General features: G+C 70.4%; 26 protein-coding genes and 1 pseudogene. 13 read left to right on the top strand and 14 right to left on the bottom strand.

What is annotated here, in order from left to right:
• The first annotated feature begins 54 nt into the window (after nucleotides 1-54).
• Genes ACZ7OO_RS40510 through ACZ7OO_RS40500 form a run of 3 tightly spaced genes read left to right on the top strand, consistent with a single transcriptional unit; the run spans nucleotide 55 to nucleotide 3,199 of the window.
• Nucleotides 55-1,374, top strand: coding sequence for an ABC transporter substrate-binding protein (locus ACZ7OO_RS40510; protein ID WP_471512418.1), 1,320 nt, complete (start codon nucleotides 55-57; stop codon nucleotides 1,372-1,374).
• The gene (locus ACZ7OO_RS40505; protein WP_471512417.1) at nucleotides 1,371-2,297 is read left to right on the top strand and encodes a carbohydrate ABC transporter permease; all 927 of its coding nucleotides are present in this window, start codon (nucleotides 1,371-1,373) and stop codon (nucleotides 2,295-2,297) included. Before ACZ7OO_RS40510 ends, ACZ7OO_RS40505 begins: the two co-directional genes overlap by 4 nt.
• Complete coding sequence (locus tag ACZ7OO_RS40500; RefSeq protein ID WP_471512416.1) at nucleotides 2,294-3,199, top strand: carbohydrate ABC transporter permease; 906 nt, start codon at nucleotides 2,294-2,296, stop codon at nucleotides 3,197-3,199. Before ACZ7OO_RS40505 ends, ACZ7OO_RS40500 begins: the two co-directional genes overlap by 4 nt.
• Before the next feature lie 36 nt (nucleotides 3,200-3,235).
• Here the strand turns inward: ACZ7OO_RS40500 and ACZ7OO_RS40495 are convergent, their stop codons facing one another.
• Nucleotides 3,236-4,441 (bottom strand): RNA-guided endonuclease InsQ/TnpB family protein, encoded by a 1,206-nt coding sequence (locus tag ACZ7OO_RS40495; protein ID WP_471512415.1) that lies wholly within the window; start codon nucleotides 4,439-4,441, stop codon nucleotides 3,236-3,238.
• 148 nt (nucleotides 4,442-4,589) lie between these two features.
• On the opposite strand from ACZ7OO_RS40495, the gene ACZ7OO_RS40490 reads away from it, so the two are divergent.
• From ACZ7OO_RS40490 to ACZ7OO_RS40480, 3 genes are all read left to right on the top strand, one after another.
• On the top strand, nucleotides 4,590-5,618 hold the full coding sequence (locus ACZ7OO_RS40490) for a LacI family DNA-binding transcriptional regulator (protein ID WP_471512414.1): 1,029 nt from the start codon (nucleotides 4,590-4,592) through the stop codon (nucleotides 5,616-5,618).
• Between the two features lie 119 nt (nucleotides 5,619-5,737).
• Nucleotides 5,738-6,088: a VOC family protein gene (locus ACZ7OO_RS40485; RefSeq protein ID WP_351322685.1), complete on the top strand. Its 351-nt coding sequence runs from the start codon at nucleotides 5,738-5,740 to the stop codon at nucleotides 6,086-6,088.
• Nucleotides 6,089-6,185: 97 nt separating this feature from the next.
• Nucleotides 6,186-6,584 carry a MarR family winged helix-turn-helix transcriptional regulator gene (locus ACZ7OO_RS40480; RefSeq protein WP_471512413.1) on the top strand — a complete coding sequence of 133 codons (399 nt, stop codon included), beginning with the start codon at nucleotides 6,186-6,188 and terminating at the stop codon, nucleotides 6,582-6,584.
• Here the strand turns inward: ACZ7OO_RS40480 and pqqB are convergent.
• The 4 genes from pqqB to ACZ7OO_RS40460 all read right to left on the bottom strand — a co-directional run bounded on the left by pqqB (nucleotide 6,581) and on the right by ACZ7OO_RS40460 (nucleotide 9,716).
• On the bottom strand, nucleotides 6,581-7,471 hold the full coding sequence (pqqB, locus tag ACZ7OO_RS40475) for a pyrroloquinoline quinone biosynthesis protein PqqB (RefSeq protein ID WP_471512412.1): 891 nt from the start codon (nucleotides 7,469-7,471) through the stop codon (nucleotides 6,581-6,583). The two genes, ACZ7OO_RS40480 and pqqB, sit on opposite strands and share 4 nt — an antisense overlap.
• A 62-nt stretch (nucleotides 7,472-7,533) precedes the next feature.
• Entirely contained in the window at nucleotides 7,534-8,646 is a 1,113-nt protein-coding gene (locus ACZ7OO_RS40470) for a hypothetical protein (RefSeq protein WP_471512411.1), read from the bottom strand.
• Between the two features lie 49 nt (nucleotides 8,647-8,695).
• The gene (locus ACZ7OO_RS40465) at nucleotides 8,696-9,097 is read right to left on the bottom strand and encodes an SseB family protein (protein WP_471512410.1); all 402 of its coding nucleotides are present in this window, start codon (nucleotides 9,095-9,097) and stop codon (nucleotides 8,696-8,698) included.
• 268 nt (nucleotides 9,098-9,365) lie between these two features.
• Nucleotides 9,366-9,716 carry a hypothetical protein gene (locus tag ACZ7OO_RS40460; protein ID WP_471512409.1) on the bottom strand — a complete coding sequence of 117 codons (351 nt, stop codon included), beginning with the start codon at nucleotides 9,714-9,716 and terminating at the stop codon, nucleotides 9,366-9,368.
• Between the two features lie 106 nt (nucleotides 9,717-9,822).
• Here ACZ7OO_RS40460 and ACZ7OO_RS40455 point away from each other — a divergent pair, with 106 nt between their 5' ends.
• Both ACZ7OO_RS40455 and ACZ7OO_RS40450 read left to right on the top strand, forming a co-directional pair.
• Complete coding sequence (locus ACZ7OO_RS40455) at nucleotides 9,823-10,782, top strand: ATP-binding protein (protein WP_471512408.1); 960 nt, start codon at nucleotides 9,823-9,825, stop codon at nucleotides 10,780-10,782.
• A gap of 73 nt (nucleotides 10,783-10,855) precedes the next feature.
• Nucleotides 10,856-11,245 carry an SCO5389 family protein gene (locus ACZ7OO_RS40450; protein ID WP_471512407.1) on the top strand — a complete coding sequence of 130 codons (390 nt, stop codon included), beginning with the start codon at nucleotides 10,856-10,858 and terminating at the stop codon, nucleotides 11,243-11,245.
• A 117-nt stretch (nucleotides 11,246-11,362) separates the two neighbouring features.
• Here ACZ7OO_RS40450 and ACZ7OO_RS40445 read toward each other — a convergent pair whose 3' ends face one another.
• A complete protein-coding gene (locus ACZ7OO_RS40445) occupies nucleotides 11,363-12,331 on the bottom strand; it encodes a threo-3-hydroxy-L-aspartate ammonia-lyase (protein ID WP_471512406.1) in 969 nt (322 codons plus the stop codon).
• Between the two features lie 137 nt (nucleotides 12,332-12,468).
• On the opposite strand from ACZ7OO_RS40445, the gene ACZ7OO_RS40440 reads away from it, so the two are divergent.
• Nucleotides 12,469-13,155 (top strand): helix-turn-helix transcriptional regulator, encoded by a 687-nt coding sequence (locus tag ACZ7OO_RS40440; RefSeq protein WP_471512405.1) that lies wholly within the window; start codon nucleotides 12,469-12,471, stop codon nucleotides 13,153-13,155.
• Nucleotides 13,156-13,169: 14 nt separating this feature from the next.
• On the opposite strand, the pseudogene ACZ7OO_RS40435 reads toward ACZ7OO_RS40440, so the two are convergent.
• Nucleotides 13,170-13,498 (bottom strand): annotated as a pseudogene (locus ACZ7OO_RS40435) (VWA-like domain-containing protein); the annotation flags it as partial.
• A gap of 38 nt (nucleotides 13,499-13,536) precedes the next feature.
• A complete protein-coding gene (locus ACZ7OO_RS40430; RefSeq protein WP_471512404.1) occupies nucleotides 13,537-14,334 on the bottom strand; it encodes an SAM-dependent methyltransferase in 798 nt (265 codons plus the stop codon).
• Nucleotides 14,335-14,513: 179 nt separating this feature from the next.
• Here ACZ7OO_RS40430 and ACZ7OO_RS40425 point away from each other — a divergent pair, with 179 nt between their 5' ends.
• From ACZ7OO_RS40425 to ACZ7OO_RS40415, 3 genes are all read left to right on the top strand, one after another.
• On the top strand, nucleotides 14,514-14,966 hold the full coding sequence (locus ACZ7OO_RS40425) for an ester cyclase (RefSeq protein ID WP_471512403.1): 453 nt from the start codon (nucleotides 14,514-14,516) through the stop codon (nucleotides 14,964-14,966).
• 110 nt (nucleotides 14,967-15,076) lie between these two features.
• On the top strand, nucleotides 15,077-15,466 hold the full coding sequence (locus tag ACZ7OO_RS40420) for a cold-shock protein (RefSeq protein WP_352221831.1): 390 nt from the start codon (nucleotides 15,077-15,079) through the stop codon (nucleotides 15,464-15,466).
• Nucleotides 15,467-15,594: 128 nt separating this feature from the next.
• Entirely contained in the window at nucleotides 15,595-15,768 is a 174-nt protein-coding gene (locus ACZ7OO_RS40415; RefSeq protein ID WP_471512402.1) for a hypothetical protein, read from the top strand.
• A gap of 154 nt (nucleotides 15,769-15,922) precedes the next feature.
• Here the strand turns inward: ACZ7OO_RS40415 and ACZ7OO_RS40410 are convergent, their stop codons facing one another.
• The 5 genes from ACZ7OO_RS40410 to ACZ7OO_RS40390 form a co-directional block, all read right to left on the bottom strand.
• Nucleotides 15,923-17,065, bottom strand: coding sequence for an LLM class flavin-dependent oxidoreductase (locus ACZ7OO_RS40410; RefSeq protein WP_471512401.1), 1,143 nt, complete (start codon nucleotides 17,063-17,065; stop codon nucleotides 15,923-15,925).
• Nucleotides 17,066-17,101: 36 nt separating this feature from the next.
• Nucleotides 17,102-18,286: an SfnB family sulfur acquisition oxidoreductase gene (locus ACZ7OO_RS40405; protein ID WP_471512400.1), complete on the bottom strand. Its 1,185-nt coding sequence runs from the start codon at nucleotides 18,284-18,286 to the stop codon at nucleotides 17,102-17,104.
• 4 nt (nucleotides 18,287-18,290) lie between these two features.
• The gene (gene ssuE, locus ACZ7OO_RS40400) at nucleotides 18,291-18,845 is read right to left on the bottom strand and encodes an NADPH-dependent FMN reductase (protein ID WP_471512399.1); all 555 of its coding nucleotides are present in this window, start codon (nucleotides 18,843-18,845) and stop codon (nucleotides 18,291-18,293) included.
• A 58-nt stretch (nucleotides 18,846-18,903) separates the two neighbouring features.
• On the bottom strand, nucleotides 18,904-20,025 hold the full coding sequence (gene sfnG, locus ACZ7OO_RS40395) for a dimethylsulfone monooxygenase SfnG (RefSeq protein WP_471512398.1): 1,122 nt from the start codon (nucleotides 20,023-20,025) through the stop codon (nucleotides 18,904-18,906).
• Between the two features lie 118 nt (nucleotides 20,026-20,143).
• Nucleotides 20,144-20,224, bottom strand: a complete 81-nt coding sequence (locus ACZ7OO_RS40390; RefSeq protein ID WP_471512424.1) for a putative leader peptide — start codon at nucleotides 20,222-20,224, stop codon at nucleotides 20,144-20,146.
• Between the two features lie 140 nt (nucleotides 20,225-20,364).
• Here ACZ7OO_RS40390 and ACZ7OO_RS40385 point away from each other — a divergent pair, with 140 nt between their 5' ends.
• Nucleotides 20,365-21,297 (top strand): LysR family transcriptional regulator, encoded by a 933-nt coding sequence (locus ACZ7OO_RS40385; protein WP_471512397.1) that lies wholly within the window; start codon nucleotides 20,365-20,367, stop codon nucleotides 21,295-21,297.
• 39 nt (nucleotides 21,298-21,336) lie between these two features.
• Here the strand turns inward: ACZ7OO_RS40385 and ACZ7OO_RS40380 are convergent, their stop codons facing one another.
• On the bottom strand, nucleotides 21,337-23,124 hold the full coding sequence (locus tag ACZ7OO_RS40380; RefSeq protein WP_471512396.1) for a PucR family transcriptional regulator: 1,788 nt from the start codon (nucleotides 23,122-23,124) through the stop codon (nucleotides 21,337-21,339).
• Nucleotides 23,125-23,236 lie beyond the last annotated feature (112 nt).

The raw sequence follows: 23,236 nt of genomic DNA, 5'->3' as shown, positions 1-23,236 counted from the left end.
ATCTGCATGGCAGGCCCCCGCGTCGGGCGGGGGCCCAGGTCAGGGGAGAGATCCATGCCGCACACGAAGCGCCGCCGCCTCGTGACAACCGCCGTCGCCGTCTCGCTCGGCGCCACCGCCCTCGCCGCCTGCGGCTCGTCCGGCGACGACAGCAAGGCCGACTCCGGTCCGGTCTCGCTCACGTACTGGGCCTGGGCGCCCGGTATGGACAAGGTCGTGGACCTGTGGAACAAGGGCGAGGGCAAGAAGGAGCAGATCACCGTCACGGTGAAGAAGCAGGCGTCCGGCGACACGCTGGTCACCAAGATTCTCACCGCCCACAAGGCGAAGAACGGCCCGGACCTGGTGCAGGCCGAGTACCAGGCGCTGCCGACGCTGGTCAGCAACGACGCCGTCGCCGACATATCGAAGAGCGTCGGTGACGCCAAGTCCAAGTTCGCCGACGGCGTCTGGCAGCAGGTCACGTTGGGCACGGACGCGGTGTACGCGATGCCGCAGGACATCGGACCGATGATGTTCTACTACCGCGCGGACCTCTTCAAGAAGTACGGACTGACCGTCCCCACCACCTGGGAGCAGTTCGCCGAGACCGCCCGCGCGCTGAAGAAGAAGGCGCCGGACGTCGACCTGACCACCTTCTCCGCCAACGACTCCGGCCTGTTCGCGGGCCTGGCCCAGCAGGCCGGCGCCAAGTGGTGGACCACCTCCGGTGACAAGTGGAAGGTCGCCATCAACGACGCGGCCACCCAGAGGGTGGCCAAGTTCTGGGGCGGCCTGGTCAAGGAGGGCGCCGTCGACAACCAGCCGATGTACACCCCGGCCTGGAACAAGGCGCTCAACACCGGCAAGCAGATCGCCTGGGTCTCCGCGGTGTGGGCGCCCGGCACGCTGACCACGGCCGCGCCGGACACCAAGGGCAAGTGGGCGATGGCCCCGCTTCCGCAGTGGTCCGCGTCCGAGGACGTCACCGGCAGCTGGGGCGGCTCCTCCACCGCGGTCACCACCGACTCCAAGCACCAGGAGGCCGCCGCCAAGTTCGCCGCCTGGCTGAACACCGACGGCGACGCCCTCAACGCGCTGGCCAAGGAGAGCGGCATCTACCCGGCGTCCACCTCCGCCCAGCTCAGCGGCGCCTTCTCGAACCCGCCGGACTACTTCTCGAACCAGGCGGACTTCTACACCAAGGCCGCCGAGATCGCGAAGACCACGGCGCCCTCCGCGTGGGGCCCGAACGTGAACGTCGCCTACACGTCCTTCAACGACGCCTTCGGCGCCGCCGCCAAGAACAAGTCGGACTTCGTGACCGCCCTGAACACCATGCAGGACGCCACGGTCGCCGACATGAAGAAGCAGGGCTTCGAGGTCTCACAGTGACCAGCCCCACCAGCCGGAAGTCGTACGGGGTCAAGGGGGCCCCGTATGCCTTCCTTCTCCCCGCCACCGTCCTCTTCGCCCTGTTCTTCGCGCTGCCCATCGGGTACGCGGTCTGGCTCAGCTTCCGCAAGGTGCACGTCTCCGGCCTCGGCCTGGGCGCGGGCGCCCGCACGGAGGTCTGGGCCGGCCTGGAGAACTACACCGGCGCCCTCACCGACAACGAGTTCTACGACGGTGCGCTGCGTGTCCTCGGCTACGGCTGCATCGTCGTCCCGGTGATGCTGGGCCTCGCCCTGCTGTTCGCCCTGATGCTCGACTCCGAGCGGGTCCGGCTGGCCCCCTTCACCCGGCTCGCGATCTTCCTGCCGTACGCCATCCCCGGCGTGGTGGCCGCGCTGCTGTGGGGTTTCCTGTACCTGCCGGACGTGAGCCCCTTCTACTACGTGCTCGACAAGCTGAGCCTGCCGCAGCCGAACCTGCTGGACGGCGGGCTGCTGTACCTGGCCCTGTCGAACATCGCGGTCTGGGGCGGCACCGGCTTCAACATGATCGTCATCTACACCTCGCTCAGGTCCATCCCGGCCGAGGTGTACGAGGCGGCGAAGCTGGACGGCGCCACCCCGCTGCAGACCGCGCTCAGGATCAAGATCCCGATGGTGGCGCCCTCGCTGGTGCTGACCTTCTTCTTCTCGATCATCGCCACGCTCCAGGTCTTCAACGAGCCGACCACCCTCAAACCCCTCACCAACTCGGTCAACACGACCTGGAGTCCGCTGATGAAGGTGTACGAGGACGCCTTCCGAAAGGGGGACATCTACTCGGCGTCGGCCGAGGCGACGCTGATCGCCCTCGCCACGCTGGTGCTGTCCTTCGGGTTTCTGCGGGCCGCGAACCGCCGCAACAAGCAGGAGGCAGCCCAGTGAGTTCTCTTGCCGTTCGCAAGGCCGCCCCCGCGGCCGGTACGACGCCGGGCACCGCCCAGGGCCCGCCGCTGCGCCGCCGTATCGCCCTGATCCCGACGCTCACCCTGCTGCTGGGCGCGATCTACACCCTCCTCCCGGTGGCCTGGGTGGTGATCGCGTCCACCAAGTCCGGCAGCGAGCTGTTCTCCACGTTCACCTTCCTGCCCGGCAGCGGCTTCATGGACAATCTCAAGGACCTCAGCGCCTACCGCGAGGGCATCTACTGGAGCTGGATGGGCAACTCCGCCCTGTACGCCGGTCTGGGCGCCCTGCTGTCGACGTGCGTGTCCGCCTTCAGCGGCTACGCACTCGCGACCTACCGTTTCCGCGGCCGTGAGACGATCTTCAACGTGCTGCTCGCGGGCGTGCTGATGCCGCCCGTCATCCTCGCCATCCCGCAGTACCTGCTGCTCGCCAAGGCGAACCTCACGGACTCCTATCTGTCCGTGCTGCTGCCGCAGATCCTCTCCCCGTACGGCGTCTACCTCTCCCGCATCTACGCGGCGGCGGCCGTGCCGACCGACGTGGTCGAGGCCGGGCGGATGGACGGGGCCAGTGAGTGGCGGATTTTCACGCGGATCGCGATGCCGATGATGATCCCCGGCATGGTGACGGTGTTCCTGTTCCAGTTCGTGGCCGTCTGGAACAACTTCCTGCTGCCGTACATCATGCTGAGCGACGACGAGAAGTTCCCGCTCACGCTCGGTCTGTACACGCTCCTCGAGCAGGGCGCCAACACTCCGGCGCTGTACACCCTAGTGATCACCGGAGCGTTCCTGGCCGTGCTGCCGCTGATCGCGCTGTTCCTGGTCATCCAGCGGTTCTGGAGCCTTGACCTGCTGTCCGGGGCCGTAAAGTCATGACCTTGGCTTCCTCCCCCTCGTGAACGAGGGGGATTCCTACGGCTCGCGCCGTGGGTTTTTCTGCTTCGTCGCCGACTGCCCGCCCGGAGTTCTCCGTTGAGGTCTTACACCGGCTCCACAGACCGACACCGCCAGCCCGGCGGCCAGCAGGTTGTTCGCCGCGTTCACGTCCCGGTCATGGGTCGTACCGCAGCCGTCGCACGTCCACGTACGGACGCCGAGCGGCATCTTCTCCTGCAAGGTGCCGCACGCGGAGCACAGCCTGGAGGAGGGGAAGAAGCGGTCCACGGCGATCACTTCCCGCCCGTACCAGGCAGCCTTGTACTCCAGCATGGAGCGGAACTCGCTCCAGCTCGCGTCCGAGATCGCCCGGGCGAGCGTGTGGTTCCTGACCATGTTGCGCACGGTCAGGTCCTCGATCACGAGCGTTTGGTTTTCACGCACGAGTCGGGTGCTGAGCTTGTGCAGGTGGTCACGGCGCCGGTCGGCGATCCGGGCGTGGATCTGGGCGACCTTGCGCCGGGCTTTGCGGCGGTTGGCGCCGTCCCCCCTCGCCTTGCGGGACAGCTCCCGCTGGGCCTTGGCGAGACGGACACGGTCACGGCGCTCGTGCCGGGGATTGGCGACCTTCTCCCCTGTGGAGAGGATCAGGAGATGGTTCAGGCCAACGTCGACCCCGACCGCCGTGTCAAGGGCGGGAAACGGTCCGACGGTGGGGTCGTCGCACAGCATGGAGACGAACCAGCGTCCGGCCGCGTCCTGCGACACGGTCACGGTGGACGGCCGCACCCCTTCGGGCAGCGGCCGGGACCACACGATGTCCAGCGGGTCCGTCATCTTCGCCAGCGTCAGCGCGCCGCCGTGGAAACGGAAACCGCTGGTGGTGTACTCGGCGGACTTACGCGACTTCTTCCGCGACTTGAAACGCGGGTACTTCGCCCGCCTGGCGAAGAAGTGGGTGAACGCGGTCTGCAGGTGCCGCAGTGTCTGCTGCAACGGCACCGAGGAGACATCGTTGAGGAACGCCAGCTCCTCGCTCTTCTTCCACGCCGTCAGCATGGCCGAGGTGGCGTTGTAGTTGACCCTCTCCTGCCGCGCCCACGCCTCGGTACGGGCCGCCAGGGCCAGGTCGTAGACCTTCCGCACACACCCGAACGTGCGCGACAGCTCAGCTGCCTGCGCATCGGTCGGATGGAAGCGGTACTTGAACGCCCGCTTCACATGGCTCGTGGTCACGCTCACAAACTAAACTTGTTGCAGGTGAGGTTCAAATCTGCCGGTCAGAGCACTGCGATCCGCCCTGGCGGCGAATCCCCGCTCCCTGCCCTGCTCCGCAGGGGTCTCGATTCCTCCCCCGGCTGAAGCCGGGGGTATCCACGAAAGGACTCAGATGAGCAGCAATGCGGGGGGCCGGCGCAGACCGCCGACGATCCACGACGTGGCGCGCGAGGCCGGTGTCTCACGGGGAACCGTCTCGCGCGTGCTCAACGGCGGACACTACGTCAGCCCCGCCGCGCAGGAGGCCGTCAACGACGCCATCCGCCGCACCGGGTACGTCGTGAACCGGCACGCCCGTTCGCTGATCACCGGACGTTCGGACTCGGTCGGCTTCCTGCTGACGGAGCCTCAGGAGAGGTTCTTCGAGGACCCCAACTTCAATGTCCTGCTGAGCGGTTGCACCCAGGCGCTGGCCGGGCACGACATTCCGCTGCTGCTGATGCTGGCGGGCACCAAGGACGAACGGCGGCGCATCACGCGGTACATCACCGCCGGGCATGTCGACGGGGTGCTGCTGGTGTCCAGTCACTCCGGGGACCGGGTCGCCGAGGAACTGCGCGAGGCGGGTGTGCCGCTCGTCCAGTGCGGCAAGCCCATGGGGCCCGGCTCCAAGGTGAGTTACGTGGCGGCGGACGACCGGGACGGTGCCCGTGACATGGTGCAGCACCTGCTGTCGCGGGGCCGCCGCCGGATCGGCATGGTGAGCGGTCCCCTGGACACCCCGGGTGGTGTCGATCGCCTCGCCGGCTACCAGGAGGTGCTCACGGAAGCGGGCATCGAGATCGACGAACGGCTCATCGTCTCCGGCGACTACAGCCGGGCCAGTGGCGAGGCGGGCGCCGAGCGGCTGCTCACGCAGGCCCCGGACATCGACGCCCTCTTCGTGGCCTCCGACCTGATGGCGCAGGGTGCCCTGGCAGTGCTGCAGCGGTCGGGCCGCCGGGTGCCCGAGGACGTCTCGGTCGGCGGCTTCGACGACTCCGCCGCCGCGACGGAGGCCACCCCCGCCCTCACGACGATCCACCAGCCCTACGACCGCATCAGCGCCGAGATGGTGCGGCTGCTGCTCGCCCAGATAGGCGGCGAGGACCCGGCGGCGGTGATCCTGCCGACGGAGCTGGTGCGGCGCGAGTCGACCTGAGGCGTGGGGCGGTACGGCAGGCGGTCAGTTTTCGAGAAGCCGTACCGCCCCGCGCGCTCCTAGCGTGGGAACCACCGGACGGACCACGCCGGCAGCCACGCACAAGGAGCGAGAACACCATGACCGCAGGTATCCAGACGATCATCTACCCCGTGAAGGACGCGGAACGGGCCAAGGCCCTGTTCGGCGCGCTGCTGGGCGTCGAGCCGTATGCCGACGAGCCGTACTACATCGGGTTCAAGGCCGCCGGGCAGGACGTCGGGCTCGACCCGAACGGGCATGCCCAGGGGCTGACCGGGCCGACGCCCTTCTGGCACGTCACCGATCTGCGGGAGCGGCTCGCGGCGCTGCTGGCGGCGGGCGCGGAGCTGGTACAGGACGCCCGGGACGTCGGCAACGGGCGGCTGGTCGCCTCGGTGAAGGACGCCGACGGGAACATGGTGGGGCTGCTCCAGGATCCGGTGGCCTGACCGGCGTACTCCTCCGTAGTACTTCTCGTAGGACGACTGTTGCACCCGCACTAGTTGCACACTCAACGATTGGCCGGATCGGTGCTACGGTGCGGGTATGGCAGTCAAGACGGCCGAGGCCCGGCTGGAGGAACGCTGGCGGGACATCCTGTCGGTGCACGCGCGCACGATGTGCGAGATCGACCGGGTGCTGCATCCGCACGGGCTGGGCGCCAGCGACTTCGAGGTGCTCGACCTGCTGGCCACCGAGTCGCCCGTCGAGGGTGACCACTGCCGGGTGCAGAACCTGGTCGGGCGGGTCCATCTGAGCCAGAGCGCGCTGTCCCGGCTGATCGGGCGGCTGGAGAAGGACGGCCTGGTGGAGCGGTCGGTCTGCATCGAGGACCGGCGGGGCGTGTGGGTCGCACTCACCTCCAAGGGCCGCGCCCTGCACGCCGAGGTACGGCCGCTGCAGCGGGCCGCGCTGGAGCGGATGCTCGACGGTCCGGCCGGCTAGAGCGCGAACTCGATGCCGTCCGGAAGTACTTCGATCCCCTCCTCGGCCAGCTGGGCCCGGGCCCGGGAGGCCGGGTCGACCAGGGGGTTCGTGTTGTTGAGGTGGGTGTAGATCCGGCGGGCGCGGGGATGGCGGGCCAGGGCGGCGAGGCTGCCGTGCGGGCCGGAGACCGGGAGATGACCCATGGCGGCCTGCCCGGGCCCGGAGCGGACCGTGGTGCCCATCTCGTCGGCGGTGAAGAAGGTGCCGTCCAGCAGGACGCAGTCGGCCTCCGCGCACAACTCGTCGAGTACGTCGCTCCAGGCGCCGACGCAGGGTGCGTACAGCAGGACTCCCCCGGTGGCCAGGTCCTCGATGCGATACGCCGTGACCCAGCGGCCGTCGGCCTCGGCGAGCGCGGCCGGGACGTACTTCGGGGCCTTGGCGCTCACCGGGTGGGCGGTCACGACCAGGCCGCCGGCCAGCACGAAGCCGCCGTCGGCCAGGCTGTCGGCCCACTCCCAAGGGGCGTAGCGGTCGAGGGCACCGCGGGCCGGGGCCAGCACCGTCCGCACGGGCGGGGCCGCGTACACCTTGAGGCCCGGTGCCCCGCGCAGCACGGTCAGTCCGGTGACATGGTCGGCCTCGGCGTCGGTGAGCAGCACTCCGCGCACCGGGGTGTCCCGAGGGCCCGGGCCCGGCCACAGCACCGCGGTGGCGGTGAGCTGGGCGCGGATGTCCGGCGAGGCGTTGAGCAGCCACCAGTCCCGGCCGTTGCCGGTCATGGCGACACACTCCTGGGTACGGGAGGGCAGCTTGCCGTCCCGGGCGGCGGCGCACAGCGCGCAGGCGCAGTTCCACTGCGGGAACCCGCCTCCGGCGGCGGTGCCCAGCAGGACGACCCTCACGACGATCCGCCCCTCTCGGTTTCCCCGACCCCTGCTGGGATCTTCCCTCAGGATGCGCCGCGCTACCCGTGGCCGGGAGGAACTTCCGGCCGTCCTTGGGGGGGCTGCCGGTCCACCGGGCGCATCGGCGGGATCGGTTCCGACGGGAAGTCGCGCCCGCCGGTCCACAGCGCCGGTACGGCGTCGCACCGGCGGCACAGTTCATAGGCCACGGCCTCGTAGTTGACCCGCCAGCCGTGGAAGTGCGGCCAGGCCTCCTTCGTGCCGCGTTCGGCGCGGAAGCCTGTCTTCTCCAGCATGTTCACGGCCGCCTCGAACTCGCCGTAGGTCAGCTCGATGTCGGCGTCCGGGGCCGGGTCGGTTTCGAAGGTCGCCCGTACGGAGGCGGCGATGTCGCGCAGGGCGGTGAAGCCGGCACGCAGCACCAAGCGGGCCTCCGGAGGGGCGGCCTGTGGGGTGAGCGCGAGCTGCATGGCCGCCGCGTCCAGGACAGCGATCAGGCTGACCAGCCAGCTGCGGTAGGGGCGGGGCGAACGGAACGCCAGCAGCACCGGGTAGGTGGCGTGGCTCTCCCCCATGTCCGCGGCCAGCCGTTCCCAGGCCCGGTACAGCTGGGGCAGCGCGACCTCGGTGTCGACCAGCCACTGCCGGGCGAGGATCTCCGGGCCCCAGGCGGGCTCGCCGGCCCGGGACTGGAGGAGGGTGACCTCCAGTTCGCGGCGGCTGTAGGCGGCGTACAGCGTGGGGAGATAGGCGATCTGCAGGGCGATCACGACGGGGCCGGTGGCGGCGGCGACGAAGTCGAGCGCGGACAGCCGAAGCCGGGCGCTGCTGGCGAAGCCGAGGGTGAACAGGCTGGAGCCGGCCTCACGGAACGAGGTGCTCCAGGACAGCGGCAAGAACCCGTACAGCAGCATGCCGAAGCCGAGGAACGCCCCGCCGAGCCAGGCGGTGAGCATGCCGATCAGCATCAGCGGGGCGAGCCAGGTCTCCGCCCGGTCGATCGCCCGGTAACCGCGGCCGCGCGCGGTGAGGCAGAGCAGCCGCCGCAGGCCCCACCACAGCCGGTACACCAGCACGGAGTACAGGCCCCGGGGGACCACGAGGGTGCGCAGAATGCTGCGCAGGACCAGGATCAGTACCAGCCCCCCGGCCACTCCGGAGATCCATCCCATGGGGCCATTCTGACCCGGATGGCGACGTCCCGGTGACCGGGACCCTTGGTCAGCCCGCCGGCCGGGCCAGCAGGGTGCGTACGCCCTCGGAGGTGAGCGTCAGCGCGTGTGCCGAGCTGCCGTCGATGGCGAGCGACAGGTTGTCCTCGGGCCACTGTGAGGCGAGCGCGCCCAGCGGCACCAGGCGGTAGCGGGAGACCGTCGGCAGCAGGCCGGTCAGCTCTCCCTCCGAGGTGAACACGGGGACGACGGGGTCGCCGTCGGGCCGTTCCAGGACGGGCAGCGCGATCATCGCGGGGTCGGCCGCCTCCGCCGCGTCGTCCGGGACCGGGACCAGCACGTCGCTGTGTGCGAGCGTGTCCAGCGCGTCACGGTCCTCGGCGTTCACGGCCAGCGTGTCGAGCGCCTGCTGGGCCGGCGTCGGAAAGTCGTCGTGTGCGGGTGTCTCCATGACAGATCCCCAGGTAGTGGTGGTACGGGCCGCAGGGACCGGTAAGCACCGGGCGGCCACGCCACGCGTACCCGATCGGGGCCGGGGCATGCGTCCGGGATCCCGGGGCCCGGGTGGCCGACGGGCACCGCCGACCGGGGGCGGCGGTGCGGGGCGATGCCGGGAGGAGGAGGGCGATGCCCGGGACGGGGGGCCGGGGCAGTGCGGGGACCGTTCCTGGGGGACGTACCGCGTGGCGCGATGGCGCTCGGCGGCCCTGGCGGGATGGTCAGGGGGCCGTCACGGGAGGGTCGGGGCCTGCCTCTCCTGGGCATGGATCCGGCCGCGGGCCGGACGCCAGGGTGCCGGCGAAGCCGAGCGTCAGCGCGGCCAGGACGCCCAGGTTGGCGTACGCCCAGGCGCCCCACTTACCGCCGAGGCCGAGCGGGCCCAGCAGATGACCGGAGACGCCGACGGCAGCCGGTTCCCGCGGACGCCGCGCCCGGCCCGGCTGGGCACCATCGTGGGTGCCGAACCGCGCGATCACGTCGAGGCCCTGGGTCTCCACCTGGAGCTGCCGGCCGGGTTCCCGTGCGTCCGCCACGCCGCCCGCCGCCCGCCGGACCTGGGGCTCCGTCAACTCCTCGGGTCCGCAGCCCGGTTGGGCCACCTCGATTTGACACCGCCCGGCACCCCCTCCAATCTATGATCATGACTTCCATTTTCAAGATGAGGGACGGTTAGCGATGCGCGTGGCTTTCGTCGGCAAGGGCGGCAGCGGCAAGACCACCCTGTCGGCCCTCTTCGCCCGCCGACTGGCGCGGTCCGGCGCGCCGGTCGTCGCTATCGACGGCGACATCAACCAGCACCTGGCCCACGCCCTCGGTCTCGACGAGGACGAGCTGTTCACGGCGCCGCCGCTGAGCGCACGGACCGGCGCGATCAAGGACTATCTGCGCGGCACGAACCCCCGGATCGCGTCCCGGGAGGCCATGGTCAAGACGACACCGCCCGGCCGCGGCTCACGGCTGCTTCGGCTGCTCGGCGACGACGAGGTGCACTCCCACCACGTCCAGGAGGTCGGCGGGGTGCCGCTGATGGTCACCGGGGCGTTCGCCGAGAGCGACCTCGGGGTGGCCTGCTACCACTCCAAACTCGGCGCGGTGGAGCTCTACCTCAACCATCTGGTGGACGGCCCCGGCGAGTACGTCGTCGTCGACATGACGGCGGGCGCCGACGCCTTCGCCTCCGGGCTGTTCACCCGCTTCGACATGACGTTCCTGGTGGTCGAGCCGACCCGCAAGAGCCTGTCCGTGTACCGCCAGTACCGGGACCACGCGGCCGAGTTCGGCATCCCGGTCGCCGTGGTCGGCAACAAGGTGACCGGGGCGGACGACCTCGCATTCCTGCAGGAGCGGGTGGGCGACGACCTGCTGGCCCACTGCGAGCTGTCGTCGTACGTCCGCGCCCAGGAGCAGGGCCGGGACGGCGGTGCGCTGGAGCCGCACAACTCCCGGGCCATGGACCGGCTGCGGGCCGCCGTGGACGCGCGGGCCAAGGACTGGGACGCCTTCCAGCGGCACGCGGTGGAGTTCCATCTGCGCAACGCCGCCGCCTGGGCGAACGCGGCCACCGGCCAGGATCTGGCCGACCAGGTCGACCCGGACTTCCGGCACGGACCGGCGGCCCTGCCCGCCTTCGCCTGAGACCTCGGTTCCCTCTCACTCCCTTTCGAGCACCCACCCCTTGACCGCCTTGAACAGAACAGGACACAGCAATATGTCGCTCGACGTCTCCCCGCAGTTGCTCGCCGAAGCCGAGAAGGGTGCGGTGCGGGAGGAGGACTTCGTGGAATCCGTCCGTACGTCGCTGCCGTACGCCTACCACCTCATCGCCCGGCTGACCTCCGAACTACGCGAAGGTGACAGCGAGTTCGCCGACAACCAGACCCCGCCGTCGGAGAAGGAGCGCGGGCAGCTGCTGCGGGCGCTGTCCTCCGACGCGATCCGGGGCAGCCTGGAGCGGCACTTCGGGGTCGCCCTCGCCTTCCAGAACTGCCACCGGGTGGCGGTGTTCCCGCCCGAGGCGCGCGGCGGTCGGACCTACACCCGCTTCACCTCGACGCGCTCGCAGATCCTCAACCAGTCACCCGAGTTCCGCGACTGCTGAACCGGGGTGCCGGGCGCCCTGCACCCCGGCGCTGGGCGCCTCGCGGGCGGTGCGGTTCTGCTGGAGGATTTCGTGGTCCGGGAGGCCCGCGCCGGCGAGCCGATGCTGCTGCTGTCCTCAGCCGGCCACGATCTCCGCGAACCGCTCCGCGTTCACATTGCCCCCGGACAGGATGACCCCGATCCGGCGCGGCAGCGGCGTCACCCGGTGGGCGAGCAGCGCGGCCAGACCGCTGGCGCCGCTCGGCTCCACGACGGTCTTCATCCGCTCGAAGGCGAACCGCATCGCGTCCCGGATCTGGTCGTCGCTCACCAGCGAGATGTCGTCCACCAGACGCTGGTTGACGGAGAAGGTCAGCTCGCCGGGGATGTCGGCCGCCTGGCCGTCGGCGATGGTCCTCGGCACCGGGATGGACACCCGGTGCCCCGCCTCCAGGGACCGCCTGGTGTCGTCCCCGGCCTCGGGCTCGACCCCGACGACCCGGATCCCGGGCAGCAGCCCCTTCGCCGCGGTGGCACTGCCGGCGATCAGCCCGCCGCCTCCGACCGGCACCACCAGGGCGTCCAACTCACCGACCTCCTCGATGAGTTCGAGTGCGGCGGTGCCCTGTCCGGCGATCACATGCGGGTGCTCGTACGGCGGGACCAACGCGAGTCCTCGTTCGGCGGCGAGGGCCTCGCCGATGGCCACGCGGTCGCCGGTGTAGCGGTCGTAGGTCACGATCTCCGCGCCGTACCCGGCGGTCGCCTCCAGCTTGGAGCGCGGGGTGTCCTCGGGCATCACGATCACGGCCGTGGTGCCGAGTTCGCGGGCGGCGAGGGCGACGGCCTGGGCGTGGTTGCCGGAGGAGTAGGCGGCCACGCCCTTCGCCAGCTGCTCGGCCGACAGCCGTGACACGGCGTTGTAGGCACCCCGGAACTTGAAGGCGCCGATGCGCTGGAGGTTTTCGCACTTCAGGAAGACCTCCGCGCCGACCAGCTCGTCCAGGGTGCGCGAGCGCAGCACGGGGGTGCGGTGGGCCACTCCCTTGAGCCGCGCGGCCGCGTCCTGCACGTCCTGGAGGGTCACGGGCGGGGTGTCGGGCATGTTCGTCCTCCGTTCTGGGCGCCGCCGGGCGCCGGATGGGCTTCGAACACAGCCGTTCGACGCCGATCGTATGGAATTATTGTCTATCACCTGGACGTAAAGTCCAGACCCGGTGGGCGGGACACGGAGGCGAGCCGATGGCGCAGGAAGCGACGGGTACGGCGGGCGAGGCGGCGGCGCGGGCAGAGCAGGACGCGATCATCGCCGCGCTGGCCCCGGTCGTCGACGGGATCGTGGCGACCTTCGGTGCCTTCTGCGAGGTCGTCATCCATGACTTCCGCCGCCCGGAGCGCTCCGTCGTCGCCATCGCCGGATCGGTCACCGGCCGCGCCGTCGGCGGGTCCATGAGCGAGATCGGCATGAAGCTGCTGGCGGCCGGGGACGCGGCGGCCGACGAGCTGAACTACCTCACCCGCACCCGGGACGGAAAGCTGGTCAAGTCCTCCACGATGGTGCTGCGCGACTCGGCCGGCACGGCGTTCGGGGCGCTGTGCGTGAACCTCGACGTCACGGCCGTGGCCCAAGTGCACGCGCTGGTCGGCGACCTGGCCGGGGTCGCGACCGGGCCCGAGGCGCCGCCGACCACGACGTTCGGCGACGACATCACCGCCGTAATGGACTCGATCGTCGACGCCCGCCAGCTGCGCGAGACCAAGCCGTGGCCCCAACTCACCCGCGAGGAGCGCCTGGACCTCTTCCGCGACCTCGACCGCCAGGGCGTCTTCGCGGTCCGCGGCGCGGTCCAGCAGGTGGCCGCCCGGCTCGGTATCTCCCGGGCCTCCGCGTACAACTACCTGGCGGCGACCCGAGCGGACCGGCCTTAGGGCCATAGGCAGCGTCATCCGATGCGTGCGACCCGGGCCCACGCGGGCGGTTCGTCCGGTACGTAGTCGGGGTTGTTCTCGCTGTACGGCGTGCAGGTGTACTGACGGGGGAACAGTCCGACCACGGTCCGGCAGGCGGCTGGGTCTGCGGCCAGGGCGTCTGTCCGTCGGTCGACGCCACCACCACGTCACGGGCGGGACGGCCTCGCAGCGCCCTGGCGAAGCCCGCGCGCAGATCCGTACCGCCGCCGCCCGGCAGCGCGATGCCCTCCGTGCGGTACAGCGGGTGCACGGTCCGGGCGGCCGCGTCGCAGGACACCACGCTGACCAGGTCCCGGCGGCCGCGAGCTCGGGGTGCCCTGAGGCACCCCTCGTAACGGCTCAGCCCTTCTTGACAGCCACTCCGCCGTAGAAGCCGATCTCCTCGGAGCCCTCCGGCGGGGTGGCCTCCGGGCGCCAGAACGGGACCTGGACCACGCCGGGTTCGACCAGTTCGAAACCTTCGAAGAACTGCTCGATCCGGGCGCGCGGGCGCAGGTTCATAGTGGCGGTCGCGTTGTTGTAGACGGCTTGGGCCTCGCTGCGTTCGGCGAAGTCGTCCGTGGCGTGCGAGAGCACCAGGAAGCTGCCTGCCGGGAGCGCGTCGCGCAGGGTGGCCACGATCCGCTCGGGCTCCTCCGCGTCGCGGATGAAGTGCAGGATGGCGACGAGGAACAGGGCGACGGGCTGGTCGAAGTCGATGATCCGGCGGACCTCGGGGTGGTCCACGACGGACTGCGGGTCGCGCAGGTCGGCGAGGACGATGCTGGTGGTGCCGGCCCGGTTGAGCAGCGCGTCGGCGTGCGCCTTCACGATCGGGTCGTTGTCGACGTAGGCGACGCGGACGTCCGGGGCGGCCTCCTGGGCGATCTCGTGCACGTTCGGCGAGGTGGGCAGCCCGGTGCCGACGTCCAGGATCTGTCGGACCCCGCTGTCGATGACATGCCGGACGGCGCGCTGCAGAAAGCCGCGGTTGGCCCGCACCGAGATCCACACCTCGGGCGCGACGGCGGCGAGCTGGTCACCGGCCTTGCGGTCCACCTCGTAGTTGTCCTTGCCGCCCAGCAGGTAGTCGTAGATCCGCGCGGGATGCGGCTTGCTGGTGTCGATCTGCACGGGGCGAGTACCGTCCTGCGTCACGTGTGCTCCTCTCGATGACCGCCCCGGCCCCCCTTGGCACACCGACGGCTGGCGACAGCTTTCCATATCAACTTCCGTGTCCGCGCACCGAGTTCCCGCTACGCCCCGAACGGCGGTTGACCTTGTCGCGACGTCACGGTCCGTACTGACGGTGCCACCCACCCAGAGACGCAGGCACCATGACCACTTCGCCCACGCAGCGGCTCGACCGGTCCCCCGTCGAGCTCGTCCGCAGCGCCTTCGACGCCCTCAACCGTGGAGATCTCGACGCGTGCACCCGGCTGATGACGGAGGACTTCGCGATCAACATCGCGGGGCTGCCGTTCCGGATGTACGGCCGTGACACCTGGCGGCGGAAGACGATGATGCTGCGCACGGCCTTCCCCGACTTCCGGACTCATATCGACGACATCTTCGGGTCGGGTGACCGGGTGGCGGTCCGGCTCACCAGGCGGGGCACGCACCAGGGCGAGTTCCGGGGCGTCCCCGCCACCGGCCGAGCCGTCGAGTACTCCAGTACCGAGCTCTACCGGATCGCCGACCGCCTGCCGGCCGAGGAACGGATCGCTTCGGACATGGAGACGCTGATGAGCCGGCTCAGCGGATCCGGGGCACCGGACCCGGATGCGTGACCCCCGGCTCCGCCGCCCGGCGGTGAGTGGAGTCGCCCGACCGGGGCCGACCTGACTACCATCTGGGCCAGGTGTCCGGGCAGGTGGCCCGGTTTGGTTGGGGGTTTCACATGGTTACCGGTCGTGTGGTGCGGTTCGACAGCACGCGCGGATACGGGTTCATCGCTCCGGACGGTGGCGGAGAGGACGTCTTCCTGCATGTGAACGACATGCAGATGCCGGAGTCCTACGTCCGCCCTGGCGTTGCCGTGGAGTTCGAGATCGAGAGCGGCGAGCGCGGGCCGAAGGCGTCCGGCGTCCGTCTCGCCCGGGGAGCCGACGTCCGGACGCTCGGCCCGGACGACGACTCGCTGTGCGATCTGCTCAGCGCGGACGAGTTCACCCGCGAGGTCACCGAGACGCTGCTTGCGTCGGCGCCCACGCTCACCGCCGAGGAGATCGTGCGGGTCCGGGGCGCGCTGGCCCAGTTCGCGAAGAACCACGGCTGGATCGAGGGCTGACCCACCCACGGCAGGCAGGGCGGCCGGTTCAGGCGTCGCGGGAGCGGAGCAGCCGTCCGCCCGCCGTGAGGGCGGCGACCGCCCAGAGGGCCAGTACGCCCGGTCCCTGCCAGGGGCCGACGGGCACATTGTCGACACTGACGGTGGCCTGCAAGGCCAGGCCTGCCGTCATCGGCTACCCCGAGCACTGCCCGCCCACGGTGGCCTGGCTGATGACGCTGGACGAGGCCGTGCGGATGCACCGGCTGCGGCTCTTCCGTCCCCGGCCGCTGCCGACCATGGAGCTGCTTCCGGTGCTGTGACCCGACAGGGCTGCTCCCGGCGCCGCGGCCCGTCAGGCACCGGAGGCAGCGGTCGGCCGGTCGACTCTCACCCCTGCTGGACCGGCTTGTGGCACGTGGCCGCGTCACCAAGAACACGGATCCCGGCAACCGCCCCACGCCTGGCCCGCAGACCTCAGGACGCGAACGGCACCTGCGCCGACGGAACGTCGTTCGTCCCGAAGGGATGCCGCCACAGCCCCTCCGCGGCCAGGCGCGGCAGGACGCCCTCCCCGAACCAGTACGCCTCCTCAAGATGCGGATACCCGGACAGCACGAACTCCTCGATCCCCAGGGCCGCGTACTCCTTGATCCGCGCGGCGACCTCTTCGTGGGAGCCGACCAGAGCGGTGCCCGCGCCCCCACGTACCAGCCCGATGCCCGCCCAGAGGTTGGGATGGATCTCCAGTGCGTCCCGTCGGCCCCCGTGCAGCGCCAGCATGCGCTGCTGTCCCGCGGACTCACTGCGCGCGAGCCCGGTCTGCACCGACCGTACGGTCTCCGGATCGAACCCGTCGAGCAGCCGGTTCGCCTCAGCCCAGGCCTGTTCGGAGGTGTCCCGGGTGATGACATGCAGCCGGATCCCGAACCGCAGGGTGCGCCCGTGTTCCGCCGCCAGCCCGCGGATCCAGGCGATCTTCTCGGCGACCTGGGCCGGCGGCTCACCCCAGGTCAGATACACATCCACATAGCGGGCCGCGACCTTCCCCGCGGCCGGCGAGGACCCTCCGAAGTACACCTCGGGAACCGGATCCGGCACCCGGGCCAGTTTCGCCTCCTCGACCCGAAGGTGCTCCCCTTCCAGATCGACGGTCTTGCCCTCCCACAACTGCCGTACGACCTCGAGGAATTCACCGGTACGCCGATACCGGGCGTCCTTGTCGAGGAAGTCGCCGTAGGCCCGCTGCTCGTGGCTCTCGCCCCCGGTCACCACATTGAGCAGCAGCCGTCCCCCGGTCTGCCGCTGGAAGGTGGACGCCATCTGCGCGGCGAGCGTGGGCGAGACGAAGCCCGGCCGGAAGGCGACCAGGAACTTCAGCCGTTCGGTGTGCCGGCTGACCATGGCCGTGGTCAGCCAGGCGTCCTCACACCAGGCGCCTGTGGGGGTGAGCGCCCCCACGAAGCCGAGGTCCTCCGCGGCCTTGGCGATCTGGCTCAGATAGGCGACCGTAGGCGGCCGGTCCCGGCCAGAGGCCGTCGCCGGGGTGCCGTGGCCGCCGCCGACGACATGGCGGCTGTCCCCGTTGGTGGGCAGGAACCAGTGGAAGGTGAGGGACACGAGGGATCTTCTCCGATCGCGTGGGGCCTGAGGGCGTCACAGGAGTCCGTGGCGGGGCGGCAGGGTGCCGCTGAGCACATACCGGCCGATGTGCTGGATCTTCCAGCGGGTCGGATCGTGCAGGGTGTGGGTGCGGGCGTCCCGCCAATATCGGTGCAGATTGAGGGAGTTGAGTGCGGAGCGGGTCCCGGACACCTCGAAGAGCGCGCCGGCGACGGCCACGGCCGCCTCGGCCGCCCGCACCTTCGCGGCGGCCACGGCGATGGATGCCTCGGCGGCCGACTCGTCGGTGAGCTGAGCGCCCGCCGCATCGACCGCGCGTGCTCCCTCCCGCAGCAGCGCCTCGGACGCCCATACCTGGAGGGCGAGTTCACCGAACCGCTGGATCAGCAAGGGATCCTCGACGGCGGTCTCCGCCCCGCTCTCGAACCACGGCCGGCTCTTGGTGCGCACGAACTCCGCCGCCTCGGCCAGGGCCGCCCCGGCGATCCCGACGTCGATCGCGGCGTGCAGCAACTGAGCCACCGCACCATGGAGTTGCGGCCCCTGGAAGGTCAGATGGTGGGGCAGCACCCGGTCGGCGGGCACGGCGACGCCGTCCAGCCGGACGGTCCCGCTGGCGGTCGTCCGCTGCCCCATGCCGTCCCAGTCGTCGACGACGGTCAGGCCGGGCGCGTCCCGAGGGACGTACGCCACATGCAGATTGTCGTCCTCGGCGCGGGCGAGGACCGGGATCCAGTCGGCGAAGAGGGCCCCGGTGGAGTAGTGCTTGACGCCCCGCAGCACATACGATCCGTCCGCCGCGCGCTCCAGCCGGGTCCGGATGTCCTGGACGTGCCTGGTCCCCGCCTCGGACTGGGCGTTCCCGAGACGGCTGCCCGCGAGCAGCTCGGCGAAGAAGAACTTCCGCTGCTCCTCGGTTCCCTGACGGCGAATCACGTTGACGTAGACGAAGTGGCTCTGCGGGATCTGGGAGAGACTGGCGTCGGCGGAGGCGAGCAGCCGGAAGATCTCGGCGAGGGTGACGGCCCGGATGTCGGCGCCGCCGTACTCGGCGGGCACGGTCACACCCAGCAGGCCCGAGGCCGAAAGCCGGTCCAGTTCGGCGCGGGGCAACCGGCGTTCGGCGTCCCGCTCGGCCGCCCCGGCCCGGAACTCCTCGGCCAGAGCCCCCGCGACGGCGAGTGCCTCCGTGTCGTCGGTGATGACGTGCGCGGCCATCGGTTCAGCCCGCCGCGGCGAGGACGGGCCGCCGGCCGAGCGCGGCCGAGAACTGGTCCACGATCGGGGTGAGCGCCTCGGCGGCGGCCGGTGCGAGGGCGAGCGTGCCGTCCTCCCGTACGGTGATGTCCTTGTCGAGGGTGAACCAGCCCTGGACTATATGGGCGGCGCCCATGGAGCTCAGCACCGGGCGGAGCGCGTAGTCGATGGCAAGGACGTGCGCGGTGGAACCGCCGGTGGCCAGGGGAAGCACGGCCTTACCGGTGAGTGCGTACTGCGGGAGCAGATCCAGCAGGGCCTTGAGCACACCGGAGTACGACGCCTTGTAGACCGGGGTGCCGACGACGACCCCGTCGGCGCGGGCGAACAGCTCGGTCGCCTCGACGATCGCCGGGTGCCGGAAGTCGGCGCCCAGCAGGGCCTCGGCTGGGACGGTGCGGACGTCGAGCGGGATCACCTCGTGTCCCTGGGCGATCAGCCGCTGGTCCAGATGGCGCAGCAGCCGGGCGGTGCGGGAGGAGGCGGAGGGGCTGCCGGAGACGGAGAGGACGGTGGCCATGGGTGCCTCTTTCTGGGAGCCCGGGCACCCGTGCGGGACGGGCGCCCGGCCGGGGGGGTCAGGCGTGGGCCTGGGCGGACTTGGGCTCGCGGTCCGGGAGGTCGGCCTCCAGTTCGCGGACCAGGGGCAGCACACGCTTGCCGAAGTACTCGACCTCCTCGTGGTAGTGCAGGAAGCCGAGCAGAAGGAGGTCGACGCCGAGTTGCTTGTAGGCGACGATGCGCTCGGCGATCTGCTCGGGGGTGCCGATCAGCCCGGTGCGGAAGCCGTCGTTGTACTGGACGAGGTCCTCGAAGGTGGAGTCCTGCCACATGCCCTTGCCGTCGGCGGTGGACCGGCCGGCCTGCTTGACGGCCGCCCCGAAGCCCTCCACGGCCTCGCTGTCGGCCTTTGCGATGATCTCGCGGAGGGTGTCGCGGGCCTCGGCCTCGGTGTCACGGGCGATGAGAAAGCCGTTGAGGCCGAACTTCGGTGCCGTGCGACCGACTTCGGCGGCGGACTTGTGGACGTCGCTGATCTGCTCGATCACCCCGTCGAAGTCCTTGCCGTTGGAGAAGTACCAGTCGGAGACCCGGCCGGCCATGGCGCGTGCGGCGGTGGAGTTGCCACCCTGGAAGATCTCGGGGTGCGGGCGCTCGGGGGTGTTGAGCGGCTTGGGCTTGAGGGAGAAGTCCCGCAACCGGTAGAAGTCGCCGGCGAGTTCGGTGTGGTCCTCGGTCCAGATCCGGGTCAGGGCACGGATGAACTCCTCGGCACGGCGGTAGCGCTCGTCGTGCTCGAGCCAGGGCTCGCCGAGCGCGGTGAACTCCCCCTTGAACCAGCCCGATACGACGTTCACGGCGAACCGGCCGTTCGAGAGGTGGTCGGCGGTGGCGCCCAGTTTGGCGAGGACACCGGGGTGCCACAGGCCGGGGTGGACGGCGGCGATGACCTTCAGGCGCTCGGTGGCGAGCAGCAGGGCGAGGCTGAAGCTGGTGGACTCGTGCTGGAACTCGGCGCCGTAGCTGGCCATGTAGCGGACCTGGCTGAGGGCGTACTCGAAGCCGTTGTTCTCGGCGAGGACGGCGAGTTCGCGGTTGTATTCGTATCCCCAGTCGGTGCGCTGCTCGATCCTGCTGGTGACGAGTCCTCCGCTGACGTTGGGGACCCAGTAGGCGAATTTCACGGGCGCGGCAGGCATGCGGAACTCCTGTTGCGTGATGTTTTCGGGTACGCCGAATTCACGGGGTGCACCAGGTCACGGGCACGCTGAATTCAGGCGGGAAATTGGAGGGGCGCGGCGGATCTCGGAGAGGTGATCAGGCCGCGGCGCAACAGGAGGCGCTGGAGACGCGCGCGAGATCGACATGGCGTCGCCGCGTGAGGTCCAGTCGCTTCATCATGCCGTCGATGGTCGCAGTCGGCGCAGAAGACCGTCAAGGAAAACCCGACCGGTCTCGTATCGCGGACCATTGAATTTCACGAACGTGTGACAGGGAAACCCTTGAACCCACCTCGATCGGCGACGCATTCTGCCGGGGTGCGGACCGAACAGCTGGAATACATAGCGGCCGTGACCCGGCTCGGCTCACTGCGCCGGGCAGCCGACGAACTGCGCCTTTCACAGCCCGCGTTGAGCGAGACCGTCCGGAATCTGGAGCGGGAGCTGGGCGTCGACCTGCTGGAGCGCAAGCGCACCGGGGCGACCATGAGCGCGGCCGGGCAGGAACTGATGCCGCGCATCGTCGAGGTGCTGGAGGCGGTGGACCGGCTGCGGGTGGCGGCGGGCGAGCAGCACCGCATCAGCCGTATGGTGCGCGTCGGCACGGTCAACGCGGCGACCGTGCCGCTGCTCGTCCCGGTGCTGCGGGACTTCCGGGCCACGCATCCGGTCACCCAGGTCGAGGTGGTGGGCGCGCAGCAGACGGAGATCCACCGGGGCCTCGCCGAGGGCGGTTTCGACCTGGGGCTTGTGAACCAGCTGGACGGCGACGACGTGCCCGCCGGCTTCGAGGCCACCGAGCTGCTGCGCGGACGGCCGGTGGTGTGCGTACGGCCGGACAGTCCGCTCGCCGACCGGGCCGAGGTGTCGGTCGACGATCTGCTTGGCGTGCCGTTGATCGCCATGCGCACGGGTTATGTGATGCACCGCTATGTGCACCGGCTGCTGGCGAACCGTACCCCCGTCTTCTCGTACTCGACCGACGGTGCCGAGATGGGGAAGCTGATGGTCGCGGAGGGGCTCGGGGCTACCGTCCTGCCGGACTTCAGTGTGGTCGGGGACCCGCTGGAACGCGACGGGACCATCGTGTGCCGCCCACTGGCCGGGGACACCACCCAGGTGGTGCTGACGCTCCAGCGCCGACGGGCCGAGTCGGTGCCGAAGGCGGCGCAGGATCTGCTGGAGACGTTCGTGCACCGGGCACGCCAACTGGGCGGGCACGTTCCGCGGCTCCCTACCGCGACGACGTGACGATGCGGGTTCGCGGCCCTCGGGCGAGCCGGCCCGGCCTCACGGTGAGCTCCGCCCGCCCAGCAGGATCCTCCATATCCGTGTCGCCACCTGGAGATTGAGCCGGGTGTCCACGTCCGCGAGGTCGCGGTCGCTGATCTCACGGATGCGCTGGAGCCGGTAGCGCAGGGTGCTGCGGTGGACGGCCAGGGTGCCGGCGGTCTCGTCGTAGTTGCCACCGCAGTCGAAGTACTGCGTCAGCGTCTGGACCATGTCCGTGCCGTGCTTCCCGTCGTAGTCGAGGAGCGGACCGAGCCATTCCCGCACGAACTCCTCCAGTTCCGTGCGGTCCTGGACTGGTCCGAGCAGCCGGAACAGACCCAGGTCGTCGTAGAAGGTCGTGCCGTACTGCTGACGCGACTGCCGGCGCACTTCCAGGGCCCGTTGTGCCTCCTCGTAACAGCGGGGTATGCAACGTGGGTTGGCGCAGCGGGCACTCACACCGACCGCCCCGCCGGGCGTTCCCAGTTCCCGGGCCAGCGCATCATGCAGGGCGGTGCCCTGAGGTCGTTCTTCGGTCAGCAGCACCATCCGGCCGCCGCGGCGCGTCACCAGCGGCCGCATGCCCAGCGTCGCCACGGCCCGTTCCACGGCGCGGACGAGGAAGTCGTCCGCCGGCCTGCCCGGCCAGTGCACGACGATCACGTAGTGGGGGCGGTGAAGGTCGTGGCCGACGGCCTCCGACCGGGCATAGGCGCTGGCCTCGTCCGTGCCCTCCAGCAGGTCGTCGACCAACTGGCGGCGCAGCCGCAACTCGACCTGGGCCAGGCTGCGCAGATGCATCAGCTGCAGGGTGAGTGACTGCACCGCATGCTCCAGAGCGAACAGGTCACGCTCCTCCACCCTGCCGTCGGGGTCCACCAGGGCCAGTACACCCAGGACCTCGCCGCCCTGCCGGGCAACAGCGACCACCCGCCCCTTGATGCGTACGGGTTCCTCCGAGAGGGTCACCTGCCGCAGCATGTCGCCCTGCCGTGTGGGCGCCCGCGCCGGATAGGGGTCGGGCCGGCCCGGACCCGCCCAGGAGCGGAGGTTGCCGAACCGGTCCTCGACGAGCGCCGGTAGCCCGGTGAGCTCGTGCAGGGCACAGGTGATGCCGTCTTCGCCGCCGCCCGAGGCCGCGACCGCGTCGAGTGCTCCGTCGACGCGCCGCTGGTGCTTCAGCTCGGATCGCAGATCGATCAGCTCTCTGTGCGAGGTGTCCTGCTCGCTGCGCAGTCGGTCCAGTTCACGACTGTCGGCATCCCGGCGGTGCTGTGCCGAGGCGAGGGACAGGGCCACCGAGGTGAACCCGATGACCGTCATGAGCAGCGACTGCTCCTCTTCGGTGGGTACGGAGGAGGACGACACGACCAGCGCTCCCAGCAGGTTGCCGAACAGGCGCAGACCCCACACCCGGCTCCACAGTCGCCCGGAGACGGTCACGGGGCCGTCCGCCCCGGCGAGCTCCCGGACCTGGAGGTCGAGGGGGCCTCCACTGCCATGGCCCGCCTGCGGCGGCGTGCGGGTCAGATCTTTCCCGACCATGAGGTAGCCGCCCTCGGCACGGTACGGTCCCAGCCCGCCGAGGTGGGACATGGAAAGGCGGATGATCTCGCTCTCGTCCTCGGTGCCGAACAACGTGCGGGACAGGGCCAACAGCCCGAACGGGTCCCGTGCGGGCCGGCCCGGAGCCGACCCTGGGCGGCGCAGCTCGTGGTGATGGGCGCGAGGGGCGTATCCCTGGTACCGGGCGGCTGCCTGATCGGGCCGACGACGGGACACCTGCCGCTTCGGACAGCCGACCATGAGTTCACTCCGTTCTCCCCCTCGGAGTGGCGATCGAGCGAGCCCTGTATGCCCACACGGGAACGCCCCACAGTGCGGATACCCAGCCGACCCCACCCCACCCGAATTACCG

This window comes from Streptomyces sp. NPDC111744, from assembly GCF_055634995.1.
The sequence above is the reverse complement of the archived record's forward strand: the minus strand, read 5'-3'. Positions and strand labels throughout refer to the sequence as shown.

What these genes read in the sequence shown, in the direction of transcription:
- ACZ7OO_RS40490 (WP_471512414.1), top strand. Translation starts at nt 4,590, where the DNA reads ATGAGCAGCAATGCGGGGGGCCGGCGCAGACCGCCGACGATCCACGAC.
- ACZ7OO_RS40445 (WP_471512406.1), bottom strand. Translation starts at nt 12,331, where the DNA reads ATGCCCGACACCCCGCCCGTGACCCTCCAGGACGTGCAGGACGCGGCC.
- ACZ7OO_RS40470 (WP_471512411.1), bottom strand. Translation starts at nt 8,646, where the DNA reads ATGGGATGGATCTCCGGAGTGGCCGGGGGGCTGGTACTGATCCTGGTC.
- sfnG (WP_471512398.1), bottom strand. Translation starts at nt 20,025, where the DNA reads ATGCCTGCCGCGCCCGTGAAATTCGCCTACTGGGTCCCCAACGTCAGC.
- ACZ7OO_RS40390 (WP_471512424.1), bottom strand. Translation starts at nt 20,224, where the DNA reads ATGAAGCGACTGGACCTCACGCGGCGACGCCATGTCGATCTCGCGCGC.
- ACZ7OO_RS40380 (WP_471512396.1), bottom strand. Translation starts at nt 23,124, where the DNA reads ATGGTCGGCTGTCCGAAGCGGCAGGTGTCCCGTCGTCGGCCCGATCAG.
- ACZ7OO_RS40465 (WP_471512410.1), bottom strand. Translation starts at nt 9,097, where the DNA reads ATGGAGACACCCGCACACGACGACTTTCCGACGCCGGCCCAGCAGGCG.
- ACZ7OO_RS40425 (WP_471512403.1), top strand. Translation starts at nt 14,514, where the DNA reads ATGACCACTTCGCCCACGCAGCGGCTCGACCGGTCCCCCGTCGAGCTC.
- ACZ7OO_RS40480 (WP_471512413.1), top strand. Translation starts at nt 6,186, where the DNA reads ATGGCAGTCAAGACGGCCGAGGCCCGGCTGGAGGAACGCTGGCGGGAC.
- ssuE (WP_471512399.1), bottom strand. Translation starts at nt 18,845, where the DNA reads ATGGCCACCGTCCTCTCCGTCTCCGGCAGCCCCTCCGCCTCCTCCCGC.
- ACZ7OO_RS40455 (WP_471512408.1), top strand. Translation starts at nt 9,823, where the DNA reads ATGCGCGTGGCTTTCGTCGGCAAGGGCGGCAGCGGCAAGACCACCCTG.
- ACZ7OO_RS40510 (WP_471512418.1), top strand. Translation starts at nt 55, where the DNA reads ATGCCGCACACGAAGCGCCGCCGCCTCGTGACAACCGCCGTCGCCGTC.
- ACZ7OO_RS40440 (WP_471512405.1), top strand. Translation starts at nt 12,469, where the DNA reads ATGGCGCAGGAAGCGACGGGTACGGCGGGCGAGGCGGCGGCGCGGGCA.
- ACZ7OO_RS40420 (WP_352221831.1), top strand. Translation starts at nt 15,077, where the DNA reads ATGGTTACCGGTCGTGTGGTGCGGTTCGACAGCACGCGCGGATACGGG.
- ACZ7OO_RS40485 (WP_351322685.1), top strand. Translation starts at nt 5,738, where the DNA reads ATGACCGCAGGTATCCAGACGATCATCTACCCCGTGAAGGACGCGGAA.
- ACZ7OO_RS40450 (WP_471512407.1), top strand. Translation starts at nt 10,856, where the DNA reads ATGTCGCTCGACGTCTCCCCGCAGTTGCTCGCCGAAGCCGAGAAGGGT.
- ACZ7OO_RS40405 (WP_471512400.1), bottom strand. Translation starts at nt 18,286, where the DNA reads ATGGCCGCGCACGTCATCACCGACGACACGGAGGCACTCGCCGTCGCG.